At 67.5% G+C, this 15968-nt stretch carries 16 protein-coding genes and 1 tRNA gene; all 17 read left to right on the top strand.

Annotated features, from left to right (window positions below; translation table 11 throughout):
* Positions 1-3: 3 nt before the first annotated feature.
* The 17 genes from ruvC (at position 4) to IB230_RS12695 (ending at position 15876) form a co-directional block, all read left to right on the top strand.
* Positions 4-525: a crossover junction endodeoxyribonuclease RuvC gene (gene ruvC, locus IB230_RS12775; protein WP_192272745.1), complete on the top strand. Its 522-nt coding sequence runs from the start codon at positions 4-6 to the stop codon at positions 523-525.
* Positions 522-1109, top strand: a complete 588-nt coding sequence (gene ruvA, locus IB230_RS12770; protein WP_192272743.1) for a Holliday junction branch migration protein RuvA — start codon at positions 522-524, stop codon at positions 1107-1109. The genes ruvC and ruvA overlap by 4 nt, the downstream gene beginning before the upstream one ends.
* Positions 1110-1161: 52 nt before the next feature.
* Positions 1162-3084: a potassium transporter Kup gene (locus IB230_RS12765; RefSeq protein WP_192272741.1), complete on the top strand. Its 1923-nt coding sequence runs from the start codon at positions 1162-1164 to the stop codon at positions 3082-3084.
* Positions 3085-3144: 60 nt separating this feature from the next.
* Entirely contained in the window at positions 3145-4299 is a 1155-nt protein-coding gene (locus IB230_RS12760; protein WP_192272738.1) for a DUF418 domain-containing protein, read from the top strand.
* Positions 4300-4340: 41 nt separating this feature from the next.
* Entirely contained in the window at positions 4341-5381 is a 1041-nt protein-coding gene (gene ruvB, locus IB230_RS12755; protein ID WP_192272737.1) for a Holliday junction branch migration DNA helicase RuvB, read from the top strand.
* 51 nt (positions 5382-5432) lie between these two features.
* Positions 5433-5888: a tol-pal system-associated acyl-CoA thioesterase gene (gene ybgC, locus IB230_RS12750; RefSeq protein WP_192272734.1), complete on the top strand. Its 456-nt coding sequence runs from the start codon at positions 5433-5435 to the stop codon at positions 5886-5888.
* A gap of 39 nt (positions 5889-5927) precedes the next feature.
* Positions 5928-6701: a protein TolQ gene (tolQ, locus tag IB230_RS12745; RefSeq protein ID WP_192272732.1), complete on the top strand. Its 774-nt coding sequence runs from the start codon at positions 5928-5930 to the stop codon at positions 6699-6701.
* Between the two features lie 12 nt (positions 6702-6713).
* Positions 6714-7157, top strand: a complete 444-nt coding sequence (locus IB230_RS12740) for an ExbD/TolR family protein (protein WP_192272730.1) — start codon at positions 6714-6716, stop codon at positions 7155-7157.
* Positions 7147-8184, top strand: coding sequence for a cell envelope integrity protein TolA (gene tolA / locus IB230_RS12735; protein WP_192272728.1), 1038 nt, complete (start codon positions 7147-7149; stop codon positions 8182-8184). Before IB230_RS12740 ends, tolA begins: the two co-directional genes overlap by 11 nt.
* 101 nt (positions 8185-8285) lie before the next feature.
* Positions 8286-9602, top strand: coding sequence for a Tol-Pal system beta propeller repeat protein TolB (gene tolB / locus IB230_RS12730; RefSeq protein WP_192272726.1), 1317 nt, complete (start codon positions 8286-8288; stop codon positions 9600-9602).
* Positions 9603-9667: 65 nt separating this feature from the next.
* Positions 9668-10183: a peptidoglycan-associated lipoprotein Pal gene (gene pal, locus IB230_RS12725; protein WP_192272724.1), complete on the top strand. Its 516-nt coding sequence runs from the start codon at positions 9668-9670 to the stop codon at positions 10181-10183.
* A gap of 15 nt (positions 10184-10198) precedes the next feature.
* Positions 10199-11032 carry a tol-pal system protein YbgF gene (gene ybgF / locus IB230_RS12720; RefSeq protein WP_192272722.1) on the top strand — a complete coding sequence of 278 codons (834 nt, stop codon included), beginning with the start codon at positions 10199-10201 and terminating at the stop codon, positions 11030-11032.
* Between the two features lie 63 nt (positions 11033-11095).
* On the top strand, positions 11096-11779 hold the full coding sequence (gene queE, locus IB230_RS12715; RefSeq protein WP_192272720.1) for a 7-carboxy-7-deazaguanine synthase QueE: 684 nt from the start codon (positions 11096-11098) through the stop codon (positions 11777-11779).
* A gap of 47 nt (positions 11780-11826) precedes the next feature.
* Complete coding sequence (queC, locus tag IB230_RS12710) at positions 11827-12492, top strand: 7-cyano-7-deazaguanine synthase QueC (protein WP_192272718.1); 666 nt, start codon at positions 11827-11829, stop codon at positions 12490-12492.
* Between the two features lie 74 nt (positions 12493-12566).
* A tRNA-Lys gene (locus IB230_RS12705) sits at positions 12567-12642 on the top strand.
* 66 nt (positions 12643-12708) lie between these two features.
* On the top strand, positions 12709-13821 hold the full coding sequence (locus tag IB230_RS12700) for a PLP-dependent cysteine synthase family protein (RefSeq protein WP_343227314.1): 1113 nt from the start codon (positions 12709-12711) through the stop codon (positions 13819-13821).
* A gap of 27 nt (positions 13822-13848) precedes the next feature.
* Complete coding sequence (locus IB230_RS12695) at positions 13849-15876, top strand: M3 family metallopeptidase (RefSeq protein WP_192272714.1); 2028 nt, start codon at positions 13849-13851, stop codon at positions 15874-15876.
* Positions 15877-15968: the final 92 nt, after the last annotated feature.

Here is a 15968-nt window from a genome sequence, read left to right as displayed (position 1 = left end):
CCCGTGACCCGCATCCTCGGCATCGATCCCGGCTCGCAGCGCACCGGCATCGGCATCATCGATGTCGATGCCGCAGGCAAGGTCACGCATGTCCACCACGCGCCGCTGGTGCTGCTGGGCGCGGATGATTTCCCGCAACGCTTGCGCCGCCTGCTGGACGACCTCACCGAGGCCATCGCGACCTGGCAGCCGGACGAAGTGGCCATCGAAAAAGTCTTCATGGCGCGCAATCCCGATTCGGCCCTGAAGCTGGGGCAGGCGCGTGGCGCCGCCATCAGTGCCGTTGTCCTGCGCGACCTGCCGGTGCACGAGTACGCCGCCAAGGAAGTGAAGCTGGCCGTGGTCGGCCGCGGCAGCGCCGAGAAGTCCCAGATCCAGCACATGGTCGGCATCATGCTGAACCTGCACGGCAAGTTGCAGGCCGATGCCGCCGATGCGCTGGCCGTCGCCATCACCCACGCACACGTACGCGCCACCGCCAAACGGCTGGGCGTGAGTTCGCAACTGGCCTGGAGCAGGAAATGATCGGACGTCTGCGCGGCATCCTGGCGTACAAGTCGCCGCCCTGGCTGGTGATCGATGTCGGCGGCGTGGGCTACGAACTGGAAGCCCCGATGAGCACCTTCTACGACCTGCCGGACGTGGGGCGCGAGGTGTTGCTGTTCACCCACTACGCGCAGAAGGAAGACAGCGTGTCGCTGTACGGCTTCCTGCGCGAAGGCGAGCGCCGCCTGTTCCGCGACGTGCAGAAGGTCACCGGCATCGGCGCGAAGATCGCGCTGGCCGTGCTGTCCGGCGCCAGCGTGGACGAGTTTGCGCGCATGGTGCAGGCCGGCGACATCACGGCGCTGACGCGCATCCCCGGTATCGGCAAGAAGACCGCCGAACGCATGGTGGTGGAGCTGCGCGACCGCGCGGCGGACCTGATGGGCACGGGCGTGGGCGGCATCACCGCGCTGCCGGTCGACCCGCAGTCCGAGGCGACCATCGCCCTGCAGCAGCTCGGCTACAAGCCGGCCGAAGCCACGCGGATGGCGCGCGACGCCACCGCACCGGGCGACGATGCGGCGATGATCATCCGCAAGGCCCTGCAGGCCGCGCTGCGCTGACCGTCGCTCTAGAGCATCCCTTCACTTCTCCAGCGCTACCCTGCCGGCCGCCATGTCCACCCCTTCGCATTCCGCGTCGTCCGCTCCCCATGGGCATCACCACGGGCACGGCAACGCCAGTCTCGCCACCTTGGTCATCGGCGCCATCGGCGTGGTGTTCGGCGACATCGGCACCAGCCCGCTGTACACCCTGAAGGAGGCGTTCTCCGGCCACTACGGCCTGGTCGCCGACCACGACACCGTGCTCGGCGTGCTGTCGCTGGTTTTCTGGGCGCTGACCATGGTGGTCACGGTGAAGTACGTGACCATCATCATGCGTGCCGACAACGAAGGCGAGGGCGGCATCATGGCGCTGATGGCGCTGGCCCAGCGGAGCCTCGCGAAGGGGTCGCGCTCGGCCTACCTGGTCGGCATCCTCGGCATCTTCGGGGCTTCGCTGTTCTTCGGCGATGGCGTCATCACGCCGGCCATCTCGGTGCTTTCGGCCGTGGAAGGACTGGAAGTGGTCGCGCCGCAGATGCACAGCTGGATCGTGCCGATCACGCTGGTGGTGCTGGTCAGCCTGTTCGCCACCCAGCGGTTCGGCACCGCCAAGGTGGGCAAGGTGTTCGGCCCGATCACCGTGACCTGGTTCCTGGTGCTGGCGGTGCTGGGGGTGATCAACATCACCCACGAGACCGAAGTGCTGCATGCGATCAATCCGGTGTGGGCGGTCAACTTCTTCCTCACTCACCACTGGCACGGCATCTTCATCCTGGGCGCCGTGGTGCTGGCGGTAACCGGCGGTGAAGCCATCTACACGGACATGGGCCACTTCGGTGCGCGCCCGATCCGGCTCGCGTGGTACTGGTTCGTGCTGCCGGCGCTGATGCTGAACTACCTGGGCCAGGGTGCGCTGATCCTGGAAAACCCGGCGGCGATCAAGAACCCGTTCTACATCGGCGTGCCGGAGTGGGGGCGCATCCCGATGATCGTGCTGGCCACCGCCGCCACCGTGATCGCCTCGCAGGCGGTCATCACCGGCGGCTTCTCCATTGCGCGCCAGGCGATGCAGCTCGGCTACATCCCGCGCATGCACATCAAGCACACCTCGCACGACACCATCGGCCAGATCTATATCCCCGGCATCAACTGGATGATGATGATCATCGTCATCGGCCTGGTGCTGGCGTTCCGCAGCTCCTCGGCGCTGGCGACCGCGTACGGCATCTCGGTGTCGGCCACCATGCTGATCGACACGCTGCTGCTGGCCATCGTGGCGCGCGCGCTGTGGCCGAAGTGGCGCCGCTGGGTGTTGCCGTTGTGCGCGCTGTTCCTGGTCGCCGACGTCGCCTTCGTGATCGCCAACGGCGCGAAGATCCTGCAGGGCGGCTGGTTCCCGGTGGTGCTGGGCACGATCCTGTTCACCCTGCTGCGCACCTGGCGTCGTGGCCGCGAACTGCTGACCGCCGAGATCCGCAAGGACGGCATCCAGCTGGACACGTTCCTGCCGGGCCTGATGCTGGCGCCGCCGGTGCGCGTGCCGGGCACGGCGGTGTTCCTGACCGCGCAGACCGGCATGGTGCCGCATGCGTTGCTGCACAACCTCAAGCACAACAAGGTGCTGCACGAGCGCAACGTGTTCCTGACGGTCGAGACGCTGACGGTGCCGTACGCGCCGCCGGCGAAGAAGCTGAAGATCGAATCGATCGGCGACGACTTCTATCGCGTGATCGTGCGCTATGGCTTCATGGAGACGCCGGACGTGCCGGCGGCGCTGATGCGCTCGTGCGACAAGGGTGGCATCTATTTCGATCCGATGGACACCACCTATTTCGCCAGCCGCGAAAGCGTGGTCGCCATCCGCCGTCGCGGCATGCCGATCTGGCGCGACAAGCTGTTCGCGGTCATGCACCGCAACGCCGCGCCCGCTACCGGCTTCTTCCGGATTCCCGGCAATCGGCTCGTGGAGTTGGGCGCGCAGGTCGAGATCTGACCCCGCGTCGCGCGCAAGGCGGTGCCGTACACTCGGTCACCGCTCACGCAAGGACGCCGGATGCCACTGCATGACCGCCTGATCGTGCTCGATGTCCTTCGGGGCATCGCGATCCTCGGCACGCTGGGCACCAACATCTGGATCTTCATGTACCCGGGCGGCCTGCTCGGCTACCTCGCGACAGGCTGGGGCCAGTCCGACGACATGCATTGGGGCACGTTGGCCCTGCAGCAGCTGACGCAGGGCAAGTTCCTCGGCCTGCTTGCGCTGATGTTCGGTATGGGCATCGTCTTGCAGCAGCGGTCCGCGCTCGCCGCAGGCATCCGCTGGCCCGGCCCCTATCTGGTGCGCGCCGCGCTGCTGTTCGTCGACGGCGTGCTGAACTACCTGTTCGTCGTCGAGTTCGACGTGCTGATGGGCTATGCGATCACCTCGGTGGTCGTGGCCTTCATGCTGCGGTTGGGAAGCCGTGGCAGGACTGCGTGGCTGGCGGTCGCCGCCGGCGTGCACTTCCTGTTTCTCGGCCTCGTGGTGCTGGTGCTGGCGTTCTTCGATGGCGACATGCCGGGCGGGGTGACGGCCGCCACCGGATCGGGCTGGTGGGACATGGTGCAGTCGCGCGTCGATAACGTCTGGTTGTTCCGCGAAGAGATGTTCTTCATCGCACCGATGAGCGTGGCGCTGTTCCTGCTGGGCGCGCGGCTGCTGGAGGCGGGGGTGTTCGAAGCACGGGGCGTGCGCCTGCGCCGTTGGCTGATCGTGCTGGGGCTCGGCGTCGCCTGGCCCATCGACATGGCGATGGGCGTGTTCGGCGGCGATGCCGGCATCATGGCCGGGCGCTACGGCACGGCGCCGTTCGTCGCGATGGGCCTGCTTGCGGCGGTGGCGGAGGCCTTCCATCGCCGTCCACAGCCGGGCGCACTCGGGCGCCGCCTCGCCGAGGTAGGTCGCATGGCCCTGAGCGGCTACGTGCTGCAGAACCTGCTGGCATCGGCGCTGTGCTACGACTGGGGCCTGGGTCTGGCGCGTCGCGTACCTGAGGCCTGGTCGGTTCCCGCCACGGTGGGGATCTACCTCCTTGTCGCCGCCGGCGTGATGCTGTTCGCCCACCTGTGGCAACGACATGCCAAGCGGGGTCCGCTGGAATGGCTGTGGCACAGGTCATACCTGCGACTGACACGCGGGTCGAGGGCCAACGACGCCGTCGCGGCCTGATCGAGCGGCCGCGGGGTGAATCCGTCCGTCATAATGGGCGCATGACCGCAGACCGCATCATCGATTCGTCCGCCACGCGCGAAGACGACGCCATCGAGGCCAGCATCCGCCCCAAGCGACTGGACGAGTACCTCGGCCAGAAGCCGGTCCGCGAGCAGTTGGACATCTATATCCAGGCGGCGAAGGGAAGGGGCGAGGCGCTGGACCACGTGCTGATCTTCGGGCCGCCTGGGCTCGGCAAGACCACGCTGAGTCATGTCATCGCCAACGAGCTGGGCGTGAACCTGCGGGTCACCTCCGGCCCGGTGATCGAGAAGGCCGGCGACCTGGCCGCGTTGTTGACCAACCTCCAGCCGCACGACGTGCTGTTCGTCGACGAGATCCATCGCCTGTCGCCGGTGGTCGAGGAAGTGCTGTATCCGGCGATGGAAGATTTCCAGATCGACATCATGATCGGCGAAGGTCCAGCCGCCCGTTCGATCAAGCTCGACCTGCCGCCGTTCACCCTTATCGGCGCCACCACGCGCGCGGGATTGCTGACCGCGCCGCTGCGCGACCGCTTCGGCATCGTGCAACGGCTGGAGTTCTACTCGCCTGAGGAACTGACCCGCATCGTGCAGCGCTCGGCCCGCATCCTCGGCATGGACTGCGTGCCGGAAGGCGCTGCCGAGATCGCCCGCCGTGCACGCGGGACGCCGCGCATCGCCAACCGCCTGCTGCGGCGTGTGCGCGACTACGCCCAGGTCAAGGCCAACGGCCATATCGACGTGGATGTCGCACGGGCCGCCATGCAGATGCTGAAGGTGGATCCGGAAGGCTTCGACGAGCTGGACCGCCGCATGCTGCGCACCATCATGGACAGCTTCGACGGCGGTCCGGTGGGCGTGGAGTCGCTGGCGGCAGCGCTCAGCGAAGAGCGGGGCACGCTGGAAGACGTCATCGAGCCCTACCTCATCCAGCAGGGGTTTCTGATCCGTACCGCACGCGGTCGCATGGCGACTCGTAAGGCTTACCTGCACCTCGGGCTGACGCCGAAAGGGCGGGTGCCGGAGGCCGGCGAGGCATCGGGCGAACTGTTCTAGACCTCACTGGTTACAGGTTGGTATGCATCACACCGTGCGGGAGCGCATGCTTTGACGACTGATTCGAAGACGATCGCCGGGGATGCGGCTCCGTTCATCTTTCCGACACGCGTCTATTGGGAAGATACCGACGCCGGTGGCGTGGTGTACCACGCGCAATATGTCGCCTTCCTGGAACGGACCCGTACCGAGTGGTTACGGGCCGGTGGTTACGCCCAGGAGCGATTGCGCCAAACCCACGACCTGGTGTTCGCCGTCCGTTCGATGCGCTTGGATTTCCTGCGCCCCGCACGGCTGGACGATCTGCTCCAGGTCAGCGCGCGCATCCATGAGTGCAAGCGGGCCAGCGTGGTCTTCGCCCAGTCCATCGAACGGGACGGCGAGGTTCTGCTGACCGCGGAGGTGAAGGTCGCTGCGCTCCGCGCGTCGACATTCAAACCCGTCGGGCTGCCCGATGCGTTGTACCAGGAGTTCCGTCGACTCGAATCCCCGGGCCGGCCGCTTTAACCCGATACGCACCACGAACCGAGACACGAGGAACGACGGATGATCGCAACGCTGCTGGCCTTCCAGGAAGTCGTAACGGAGGCATTGCCGCCCGAGACGGCTGCCGCCGCTGCCGAGGCCGCCGCTGCCACCACGCACAGCGGGATCAACTACATCGATCTGATGCTCAAGGCGAGCCTGCCGGTGCAGTTGATCGTGCTGTTGCTGCTGGTCGGATCGGTGATCAGCTGGGTGATCATTTTCCGCAAGGGGCGTGTGTTCAAGACCGCGAACCGCGATGCCGACGAGTTCGAAGGCCGCTTCTGGTCCGGCGCCGAACTGCACAAGCTCTACGCCGGCGCCGCCGACCGCAACCGCGTGGTCACCGGCCTGGAGGCCATCTTCGAAGCGGGCTTCCGTGAGTTCACCCGCCTGCGCGACAAGCGCGGTCTCGATGGTCGCGCGCAGCTCGAAGGCGCGCAGCGCGCCATGCGCGTGACCTACACGCGCGAAGTCGACCAGCTGGAGCGCAACCTGGAACTGCTGGCGAACATCGGTTCGACGGCACCCTACGTGGGCCTGGTCGGTACGGTATTCGGCATCATGGTGACCATGCACGACATGCTCAACAGTGGCGAACAGGCGGGTATCGCCGCCGTCGCGCCGGGCATCTCGGAAGCGCTGTTCGCCACCGCCATCGGCCTGTTCGTCGCCATTCCCGCCGTGTGGGCCTACAACCGCTTCACCACCCGCGTCGAGCGGCTGGCCGTGCGCTACGAAAGCTTCGCCGAGGAGTTCAGTTCCATCCTCCAGCGCCAGAATTCGGGCGAGTAAGCGGGGCACGCCATGGCCGGAAGCATCATCCATCGCAAGCGGCGCAAGCTGAAGTCCGAGATCAACGTCGTGCCCTACATCGACGTGATGCTGGTGCTGCTGATCATTTTCATGGTGACCGCGCCGCTGCTCACGCTGAGCGTGGACGTGAAACTGCCGTCGTCCAACGCGAAGGCGGTCGAGACGCGCAACGAGCCTGTCATCGTCATCGCGTATCCCGACGGCCGCTATGGCCTGAAGCTGCCGGAAGCCAAGCAGCCCGAGGTGCTGGACGCGGCCACGCTCGAGGCCCAGGTCGCCGCGATCCGCGCGGAGCAGGGCAACGAGCTGCGCATCATGGTGGCCGCCGAAGGCGCTGCGCCGTACCAGAAGGTGCTCGATGCCATGGATGTGCTGCGCCGTGCCAAGGTCAGCAACGTCAGCCTGATGACCAACGCGGGTGGCAATGCACGCTGAGGTGCTCCAGCGCCAGCGCCCCCCGCAGGACGAGGGGTTGGGTCGGGCGGTGGCGTGGGCCATCGGCCTGCACGTGCTGCTGCTCGTCGTGCTGCTGGTGTCGCCGTACTTCAAGTGGGACCGCGATCGCCTGAATGCCGCAGGCTCGCAGTCGATGGAAGCCACGCTGGACGTGTCCGCTGCCGACCAGCGGGCGGTCGAGCGCGCCCTGGATTTCCAGCCGGCGCCGATGCCGGAGCCCGTGCAGGAGCCGGCCCCCGAGGACACCACCCCGCCGCCGCAGCCGATTCCCGAGCCCGCACCTCAGGACGCACCGGTCGAGCGCCAGGCCAATGCCCAGGAGCGCATCCCCGTGCCGGACGATGTCGATCAGGACGAAGCGCGCCGCGATGCGATCTCGCAGGAGAAGGCCCTGCAGGAGCAGGAAGCCAAGCGCCGCCAGGAGCAGATCGACCTGACCGAGCGCAAGCGCCAGGAGCAGGCCGAACAGCAGCGCCGGCTGGCCGCGCAGCAGGAAGAAGACCGGCAGAAGCGCATCGCCGCCGAAGCCGCGCAGAAGGCCGAGGCCGACAAGAAGCGTCTGGAGGAAATCCGTCGTCAGCGCACGCAGGCGCAGCGGGAGCAGCAATTGGCTGAGCAGAAGCTTCGTCAGCTGGCCGATGCCCGTGCGCGGCAGGCCGCCGGGGCCGCGGCCTCCACGCCGGCACCGGCAGGCGGCCCGGTAGGCAACGGCGGCACCGACGAGGATCTGCGCGGCCGCTATGCCGCCGCCATCCAGGAGGCGGTGTTGCGCCAGTGGACACGGCCCGAGTCCATCCCCGTGGGAACGCGCTGCAAGGTCGTGATCCGTCAGTTGCCAGGTGGGGAAGTAGTCAGCGCGGAGGTCCAGCCGGGCTGTGCGATGGACCCCGCGGGCCAGGATTCCGTCGAGCGTGCCGTGCTGAAGGCCCAGCCGCTGCCGTATCGGGGCTACGAATCGGTGTTCGCCCGGACCCTGACCCTGAACTTCGAAGCCCGGGACCGTTGACTTCACACGACGTTTCGCCGCCCTCCGTTCACAATTGTTAAAACGTTCACGCGCGGGCTGGTATCCCTTTGCCGCCCCGTTCAACCCCAGAGCCGTTGCCCATGAAGAAACCGCTGCGCTGGTTTGCCCTGTTCCTGCTCGCTCTCGTCCCGGCGCTGGCATCCGCCCAGCAGCAGGGTCTGGAGATCGACATCATCGGCGGCAACGCCTCGGCCCTGCCGATCACCATCGTGCCCATGCCTTACCAGGGCACCACCGCGCCGCCGACCGACGTCTCGGCCGTGGTGCGCGCCGACCTGGAGCGCTCGGGCGCCTTCCGTACCCTGCCCGAAGCGCGCATCACCGAACGCCCCACGCGCGGTAGCGAGATCCAGTACCCGACCTGGCGCGCGCTGCGGCAGGACTACATCGTGGTCGGTCGCGTCGCCGATGCTGGCGACGGCAGCTACCGCGTGGAGTACGAACTGTTCGATGTGGCCAAGCAGGAGCGGCTGCTCGGCGAGGTGAAGACCGCGCGCGCCAACGCGCTGCGCGATGTCGCCCACCAGATGGCCGACGCGATCTACGAAAAAATCCTCGGCGTGCGCGGCGCGTTCTGGACCCGCATCGCTTACATCACCGCCGCCGGCACCGGCAAGGCGACGCGCTACGCGCTGATGGTGGCCGACTCCGATGGCTTCAACCCGCAGACCGTGGTGCGCTCGGCCGAGCCGCTGCTGTCGCCGTCGTGGAGCCCGGATGGTCGCAAACTGGCCTACGTGAGCTTCGAAGGCGGCAACTCGGCCATCTTCATCCAGGACATCTCCACCGGTGCGCGCGAGAAGGTGGCCAGCTTCCGTGGCATCAACGGTGCGCCCTCGTTCTCGCCGGACGGCCGCCAGCTGGCGCTGACGCTGTCGCGCAGCGGCAATCCCGAGATCTACGTGATGGACCTGGGCAGCCGTTCGCTGCGCCAGCTGACCACCACGTCGGCGATCGACACCGAACCGGTGTGGAGTCCGGATGGCAGCAGCATCTACTTCACCTCCGACCGCGGCGGCCGTCCGCAGATCTACCGCGTACCGGCGGGTGGTGGCAGCGCCAGCCGGGTGACCTTCGAGGGCAACTACAACGCCACGGCCAGCATCGGCTTCGATGGCAAGAAGGTCGCGGTGGTGCAGGGCAGCGGCAACAATTACCGCATCGCCCTGATGGACACCAGTCTGGGTGGTGCGCGCTGGACGTCGCTGTCGCCGGGCTCGCTGGACGAGTCGCCGAGCTTTGCGCCGAACGCCAGCATGGTGCTGTATGCGGCGCGGGAAGGTGGACGCGGCGTGCTGTACGCCGTGTCGGCCGATGCGCGCGTGCGCCAGCGTCTGGTGGTCGCCAACGCCGACGTTCGCGAGCCGGCGTGGTCGCCCTACCGCACCCAGCGTTAATTTTCTGTCTACAATGTGACCCCCGGTTCCACCGATCCCCCGTTCCAACGACGCAAGGAATGATCATGAACAAGACCACCCGTGTTCTGCTGCTCTCCATGATGTCCGTCGCCGTGCTGGCTGGCTGTAAGAAGGACGTCAAGCCGACCCCGCCGACCGACACCACGACCACCACCCCGACCACCCCGACGACGCCGACCACGTCCGGCCTGTACGGCCCGAACGATCTGGACACCGACGCCTGCCTGCGCCAGCGCGTGGTGTACTTCGATCTGGACCAGGACGCCCTGAAGCCGGAGTTCCAGGCCATCATGGGTTGCCACGCCAAGTACCTGCGTGACCGTCCGTCCTCGCGCATCACGCTGGAAGGCCACGCCGACGAGCGCGGCAGCCGCGAGTACAACCTGGGTCTGGGCGAGCGCCGCGGCAATGCCGTGAATTCGGCCCTGCAGGCGAACGGCGGTTCGGCCAGCCAGCTGACCGTGGTCAGCTACGGCGAAGAGCGCCCGGTCGCGACTGGCTCGGACGAAGCGTCCTGGTCGCAGAACCGTCGCGTCGAGATCGTCTACACGGCGAAGTAAGCCGTCGTCGACACGATGATCGCGAAAAAGACCTATCTGCTGGTCCTGGCGGCGGCCCTCGTGGCCGCCGCTCCCGCGTACGCGCAACGCGTCAGCCTGGCCGATCGCGTGGCCGCGCTGGAGGCGAAGGCCAACAACCCGCAGCAGAACCTCGACCTGCTCAACAAGGTCACCCAGCAGGAAGCGGAGCTCCGCGAGTTGCGCGCCCAGCTGGAGCAGCTGCAGAACGAGAACGAGCAGCTCAAGCAGCGCGGCCGCGACCAGTATCTCGACCTGGACGGTCGCCTCAACCGTCTGGAAGGCGGCACCGCACCCGCCCCGACCGGCACAACGCCTGCCGCGCCACCCCTGGGCAGTGCCCCCGTCGTTGCGCCGGCCACCACGCCGGCGCCCGTTGCAGGGGCGACCGCCGAACGTCCGCCCAGCGTCCATGGCGACATGGGCGCGCTGTCCGCCGCCGGCGACGAGCGCACCGCCTACAACGTCGCGTTCGACCGTCTCAAGGCCGGCGAGTACGCCGATGCGGCGCAGTTGTTCACCAGTTTCCTGCAGCTTTACCCCAGCGGCGTGTATGCGCCCAACGCGCTTTACTGGCTGGGCGAGAGTTATTACGTCACCCAGAATTACGCACTGGCCGCGGAACAGTTCCGCGCGCTGCTGGTGCAGTACCCGACCCACGACAAGGCGCCTGGCGCCCTGCTGAAGATCGGCCTGTGCGACTACGGACTGGGCAAGCTGCCCGAAGCCGAGCGCACCCTGGGCGAGGTCATCGCCAAGTATCCCGGCACCGACGTCGCCCGCACGGCCGACGACCGGCTGCGCGCCATCCAGCTCGGTCGCCTGCGCTGAGGCGGCCACGTCCGGCGCGCCTGGCGGAGATGCCGGGCCGCCAGGGCGTATCATGCGCACCCCATGAATGACGCCGCCCGCCCCAGCGAGATCGTCCAGTCCCCGCTGGAACGCCTCAAGATCACCGAGATCTTCCTGTCCCTGCAGGGCGAGGCGAACGCGGTCGGCTGGCCCACGGTCTTCGTCCGCCTGACCGGCTGCCCGCTGCGCTGCCAGTACTGCGACACCGCCTACGCCTTCCACGGCGGCGAGTGGCGCGAGATCGACGACATCGTCGCTGAAGTCGCGCGCCAGGGCGTCCGCCACGTCTGCGTCACCGGTGGCGAGCCGCTGTCGCAGAAGCGCTGCCTGCTGCTGCTGAGGAAGCTGTGCGATGCCGGTTTCGACGTGTCGCTGGAAACGTCGGGCGCGTTGGACATCACCGATGTCGATCCGCGCGTGTCGCGCGTGGTTGACCTGAAGACGCCCTGCTCGAAGGAAGTGGCACGCAACCGGCTGGAGAACCTGCCGCTGCTCACCGCGCGCGACCAGGTGAAGTTCGTCCTGTGCAGCCGCGCCGACTACGAATGGGCGCGTGGCATGCTCGCCGAGCACCGGCTGGCCGAGCGCTGCGACGTGCTGTTCTCGCCCAGCAAATCCGAACTGTCGCCGCGCGACCTGGCGGACTGGATCGTCGAGGACCGCCTGCCGGTGCGCTTCCAGATGCAGCTGCACAAGCTGCTGTGGAACGACGAACCGGGCCGCTGACGCAGCGCCTGCGGTAGCCTACCTTTCACCCCACGAAGCATCGCCCCATGAAGAATGCCGTCGTCCTGCTGTCCGGAGGCATGGACTCCGCCGTCGTCGTCGCCATCGCCCGCGAACAGGGCTTCGCCGTGCATGCGCTCAGTGTGCGCTACGGCCAGCGCCATACCTCCGAACTCGACGCCGCCGCGCGCGTCGCCAGCACGCTCGGCGCCGCCGCGCACAAGACCGTCCACGTGGACCTGCGCAGCATCGGCGGCTCCGCGCTGACCGACGACATCGACGTGCCGGAAGCCGGCGGGCCGGGCATCCCGGTGACCTACGTGCCGGCGCGCAACACCATCATGCTGTCGGTGGCGCTGGGCTGGGCCGAAGTGCTGGGCGCCAACGACATCTTCTGCGGCGTCAATGCGGTGGACTATTCGGGCTACCCGGATTGCCGCCCTGAGTTCATCCAGGCCTTCGAGGTGCTCGCCAATGTCGCGACCAAGGCGGGCGTGGAAGGCGCCGGCCTGCGCATCCAGGCGCCACTGCTGCGCATGAGCAAGGCCGACATCGTGCGCGAAGGCGTGCGGCTGGGCGTCGATTTCGCGCAGACCGTGTCCTGCTACCAAGCTGACGACCAAGGCCGCGCCTGCGGACACTGCGATGCCTGCCGCCTGCGCGCTGCCGGCTTCGCCGACGCCGGCGTGCCGGACCCCACGCATTACGTGTGAGGCAGGCGGATTTCGCCCCTTCGCGGACGATGCGCTAGAATGCGCATCCCGGTGCAAGGCCGGGATGCGTTTCCGGGCCGTTAGCTCAGTCGGTAGAGCAGAAGACTTTTAATCTTTTGGTCGAAGGTTCGAATCCTTCACGGCCCACCACGCACATCCCGCCGCCGCGCCATCATGCGCTGCGTTCGCGTCGGCGCCCGGCAGGAAATCTTCCGCGTGACCACGGCAGCGCGTGACTGGACGGCGCAGGCGATCCAGCGCATCGAAGCGGACTACAACCGGTCCGCCGACACCCACCTGATCCCGCTGCCGCTGCCCGGCTTTCCCGGCATCGACGTCTACCTCAAGGACGAATCCAGTCACCCGACCGGCAGCCTGAAGCACCGGCTCGCGCGCTCGCTGTTCCTGTACGCGCTGGCGAACGGCTGGCTGCGCGAGGGCGCGCCGGTCATCGAGGCATCCAGCGGTTCCACCGCGGTGTCCGAAGCCTATTTCGCGCGCCTGCTGGGCTTGCCCTTCATCGCGGTGATGCCGTCGTCGACGTCGCCGGACAAGATCGCCGCGATCCAGTTCCAGGGTGGGCGTTGCCACCTGGTCGAGCAGGCGGCGGCGATCAATGAGGTTTCACGGCAACTGGCGCAGGAGAGCGGGGGCCATTTCATGGACCAGTTCACCTACGCCGAGCGGGCCACCGACTGGCGCGCGAACAACAACATCGCCGAATCCATCTTCAAGCAGATGGAAGCCGAACCGCATCCGGTGCCGGCATGGATCGTCTGCAGTCCGGGCACCGGCGGCACCAGTGCCACCCTCGGGCGCTACGTGCGCTACCGCCGCCACCCGACGCGTGTGCTGTGCGCGGATCCCGAGCATTCGGTCTTCTTCGACCATTACCGGGGCGCCCGAGACGGCTGCGAAGACACGACGCTGACCTGCGCGCGCGGTTCCGGCATCGAGGGTATCGGGCGGCCGCACTCCGAGCCCAGTTTCATCCCGGCCTGCATCGACGCGATGGTCAAGGTGCCGGATGCGCTGAGCCTGGGCGCCATGCGCCACGTCAGCGCGGTACTCGGGCGGCGCGTCGGCGGGTCGACCGGCACCAATTTCGTCGGGATCCTTGCGGCGGCCACGCGCATGCGTGCGCAAGCGCAGGCCGGCTCGATCGTCAGCATCCTGTGCGACAGCGGTGAACGCTATGCGCACAGCTACTACAACCGGGACTGGTATCTGCAGCGCGGCATCCCCATCGTGGAAAGCGACGACGCCATCGCCGCGGCGGTGGCCGGGCGCGGGTTGCCCGCGCTGGCCCAGGCCGATTGGCCGAACTGAATACCCCCTTCTGAACGAGACGCCCCCATGACCAATCCATTGCTCGACTTCTCCGGCCTGCCGCATTTCGATGCGATCCGTCCCGAGCACATCGCCCCTGCCATCGACCAGTTGCTGGCCGAGGCCGAGGCGGCGGTGAAGACGGCCGAAGCCGTCGCGCCTGTCAGTTGGGATGCGTTCGCGGTACCGCTGGACGATGCCACCGAGCGCCTGGCACGCGCCTGGAACCAGGTCACCCACCTGGAAGCCGTGATGAACAGCCCGGCGCTGCGCGCTGCCTACAACGCGCAGTTGCCGAAGGTGACGCGCTTCTGGAGCGCGCTGGGACAGAACCTCGCGCTTTACCGGCAGTACCGTGCACTGGCCGATGCGCCCGAAGCGGCGCAGTACGACGAAGCGCGTCGCAAGGTGTTGGACAATGCGTTGCGCGATTTCAGGCTCGGCGGTGCCGAGTTGCCGGAGGAGCAGAAGGTGCGCTTCGCCGCGGTGAAGGAAGAGCTTGCCGGGCTCTCCGCCAAGTTCTCGCAGAACGTGCTGGATGCGACCGACGAGTACGAGTTCTGGATCAAGGACAAGCAGCACCTCGGCGGCCTGCCGGCCGACGTGGTGTCGGCCGCGCGCGCGGCGGCCAAGGCCGACGACGAGCCGGGCTGGAAGTTCACCCTGCAGATGCCGTGCTACCTGCCGGTGCAGGCCTATGCGGACGACCGCGCGCTGCGCGAGACGCTGTACCACGCGAATGCGGTGCGCGCGTCCGAACTCGCCGACAACGCGGCGCTCGACAACTCCGCGCTGATCGATCGCATCCTCGCCCTGCGGTCGGAACTGGCTGTGATGCTGGGTTTTGCCAGCTACGCGGAGTATTCACTGGCCACCAAGATGGCCGACACGCCCGATGACGTGCTGAGCTTCCTGCGCGACCTCGCCGCACGCGCCAAACCGCATGCGCAGCGCGATCGGGCGGAGCTGGAAGCGTTCGCCCACGAACAACTCGGCCTGGAAACGCTGGAGGCTTGGGACCTGGCCTACGCCAGCGAAAAGCTCAAGCAGGCGCGCTACAGCTTCTCCGCGCAGGAAGTGAAGCAGTACTTCACCGAGCCGGCAGTGCTGGCCGGGCTGTTCGGCGTGATCGGCGATCTCTACGGGCTGCGCGTCGAACAGGACACCGCGCCGACCTGGCATCCGGATGTGCGTTTCTATCGCCTGATCGACAGCGACGGTGCGCTGGTCGGTCAGTTCTATCTCGACCTGTACGCCCGCGAAGGCAAGCGCGGCGGTGCCTGGATGGACGACTGCCGCAACCGCCGCGAGACAGCGCGCGGTACGCAGACGCCCCTGGTCTATCTGGTGTGCAACTTCGGCAGGGGCATGGACGGCAAGCCGGCCACCTTCAGCCACAACGACGTCACCACCCTGTTCCACGAAATGGGTCATGGCCTGCACCAGTTGCTGACCCAGGTCGGTGAACTCGGCGTGGCGGGCATCAACGGCGTGGAGTGGGATGCGGTGGAGCTGCCCAGCCAGTTCATGGAGAACTTCTGCTGGGAATGGGCGCGCGTGCAGGCGATGACCGCGCATGTGGATACCGGCGAACCGCTGCCGCGCGCGCTGTTCGACCGGATGGTGGCGGCCAAGAACTATCAGAGCGGCATGGCCACCGTGCGCCAGCTCGAGTTCGGCCTGTTCGACATGCAGCTGCACAGTGGCTTCGATCCCGCCGATGACAGCGTGCTCGCCTTGCTGGACCGCGTGCGCGCCGAGGTGGCGGTGAACATTCCGCCGGACTGGAATCGCTTCCCCCACCAGTTCAGCCATATCTTCGCCGGCGGCTACGGGGCGGGGTACTACAGCTACAAGTGGGCCGAGGTGCTGAGCGCCGACGCCTATGCGGCCTTCGAGGAGGCCCCGACCGAGGTCGCCGACACCGGCGCGCGTTTCCGTCGCGAGGTGCTGGCGCGTGGCGGAAGCCGGGCTGCCGCCGACAATTTTCGCGCCTTCCGCGGCCGCGCCCCCCGCATCGATGCGCTGCTGCGCCATTCCGGCATGGCCGGATAAGCATCGCGGCGCATCCTGGAGGGCCAGGCGGAGCCCGCTCCCAGTGGGTTTGACCCCGCCTGTAAACGTTTTCATAATGGCTCCCCCGTAAC

Origin of the sequence: Pseudoxanthomonas sp. PXM01 (assembly GCF_014851815.1) — a bacterium.
GTDB lineage: Bacteria > Pseudomonadota > Gammaproteobacteria > Xanthomonadales > Xanthomonadaceae > Pseudoxanthomonas_A.
The sequence above is the reverse complement of the archived record's forward strand: the minus strand, read 5'-3'. Positions and strand labels throughout refer to the sequence as shown.

Excerpts from the sequence above, each read along its gene's own strand:
- IB230_RS12760 (WP_192272738.1), top strand. The coding sequence starts at position 3,145 with ATGCCACTGCATGACCGCCTGATCGTGCTCGATGTCCTTCGGGGCATC.
- ybgF (WP_192272722.1), top strand. The coding sequence starts at position 10,199 with ATGATCGCGAAAAAGACCTATCTGCTGGTCCTGGCGGCGGCCCTCGTG.
- tolB (WP_192272726.1), top strand. The coding sequence starts at position 8,286 with ATGAAGAAACCGCTGCGCTGGTTTGCCCTGTTCCTGCTCGCTCTCGTC.
- tolQ (WP_192272732.1), top strand. The coding sequence starts at position 5,928 with ATGATCGCAACGCTGCTGGCCTTCCAGGAAGTCGTAACGGAGGCATTG.
- IB230_RS12765 (WP_192272741.1), top strand. The coding sequence starts at position 1,162 with ATGTCCACCCCTTCGCATTCCGCGTCGTCCGCTCCCCATGGGCATCAC.
- IB230_RS12695 (WP_192272714.1), top strand. The coding sequence starts at position 13,849 with ATGACCAATCCATTGCTCGACTTCTCCGGCCTGCCGCATTTCGATGCG.
- ruvB (WP_192272737.1), top strand. The coding sequence starts at position 4,341 with ATGACCGCAGACCGCATCATCGATTCGTCCGCCACGCGCGAAGACGAC.
- IB230_RS12740 (WP_192272730.1), top strand. The coding sequence starts at position 6,714 with ATGGCCGGAAGCATCATCCATCGCAAGCGGCGCAAGCTGAAGTCCGAG.
- ruvA (WP_192272743.1), top strand. The coding sequence starts at position 522 with ATGATCGGACGTCTGCGCGGCATCCTGGCGTACAAGTCGCCGCCCTGG.
- tolA (WP_192272728.1), top strand. The coding sequence starts at position 7,147 with ATGCACGCTGAGGTGCTCCAGCGCCAGCGCCCCCCGCAGGACGAGGGG.
- pal (WP_192272724.1), top strand. The coding sequence starts at position 9,668 with ATGAACAAGACCACCCGTGTTCTGCTGCTCTCCATGATGTCCGTCGCC.
- queE (WP_192272720.1), top strand. The coding sequence starts at position 11,096 with ATGAATGACGCCGCCCGCCCCAGCGAGATCGTCCAGTCCCCGCTGGAA.
- queC (WP_192272718.1), top strand. The coding sequence starts at position 11,827 with ATGAAGAATGCCGTCGTCCTGCTGTCCGGAGGCATGGACTCCGCCGTC.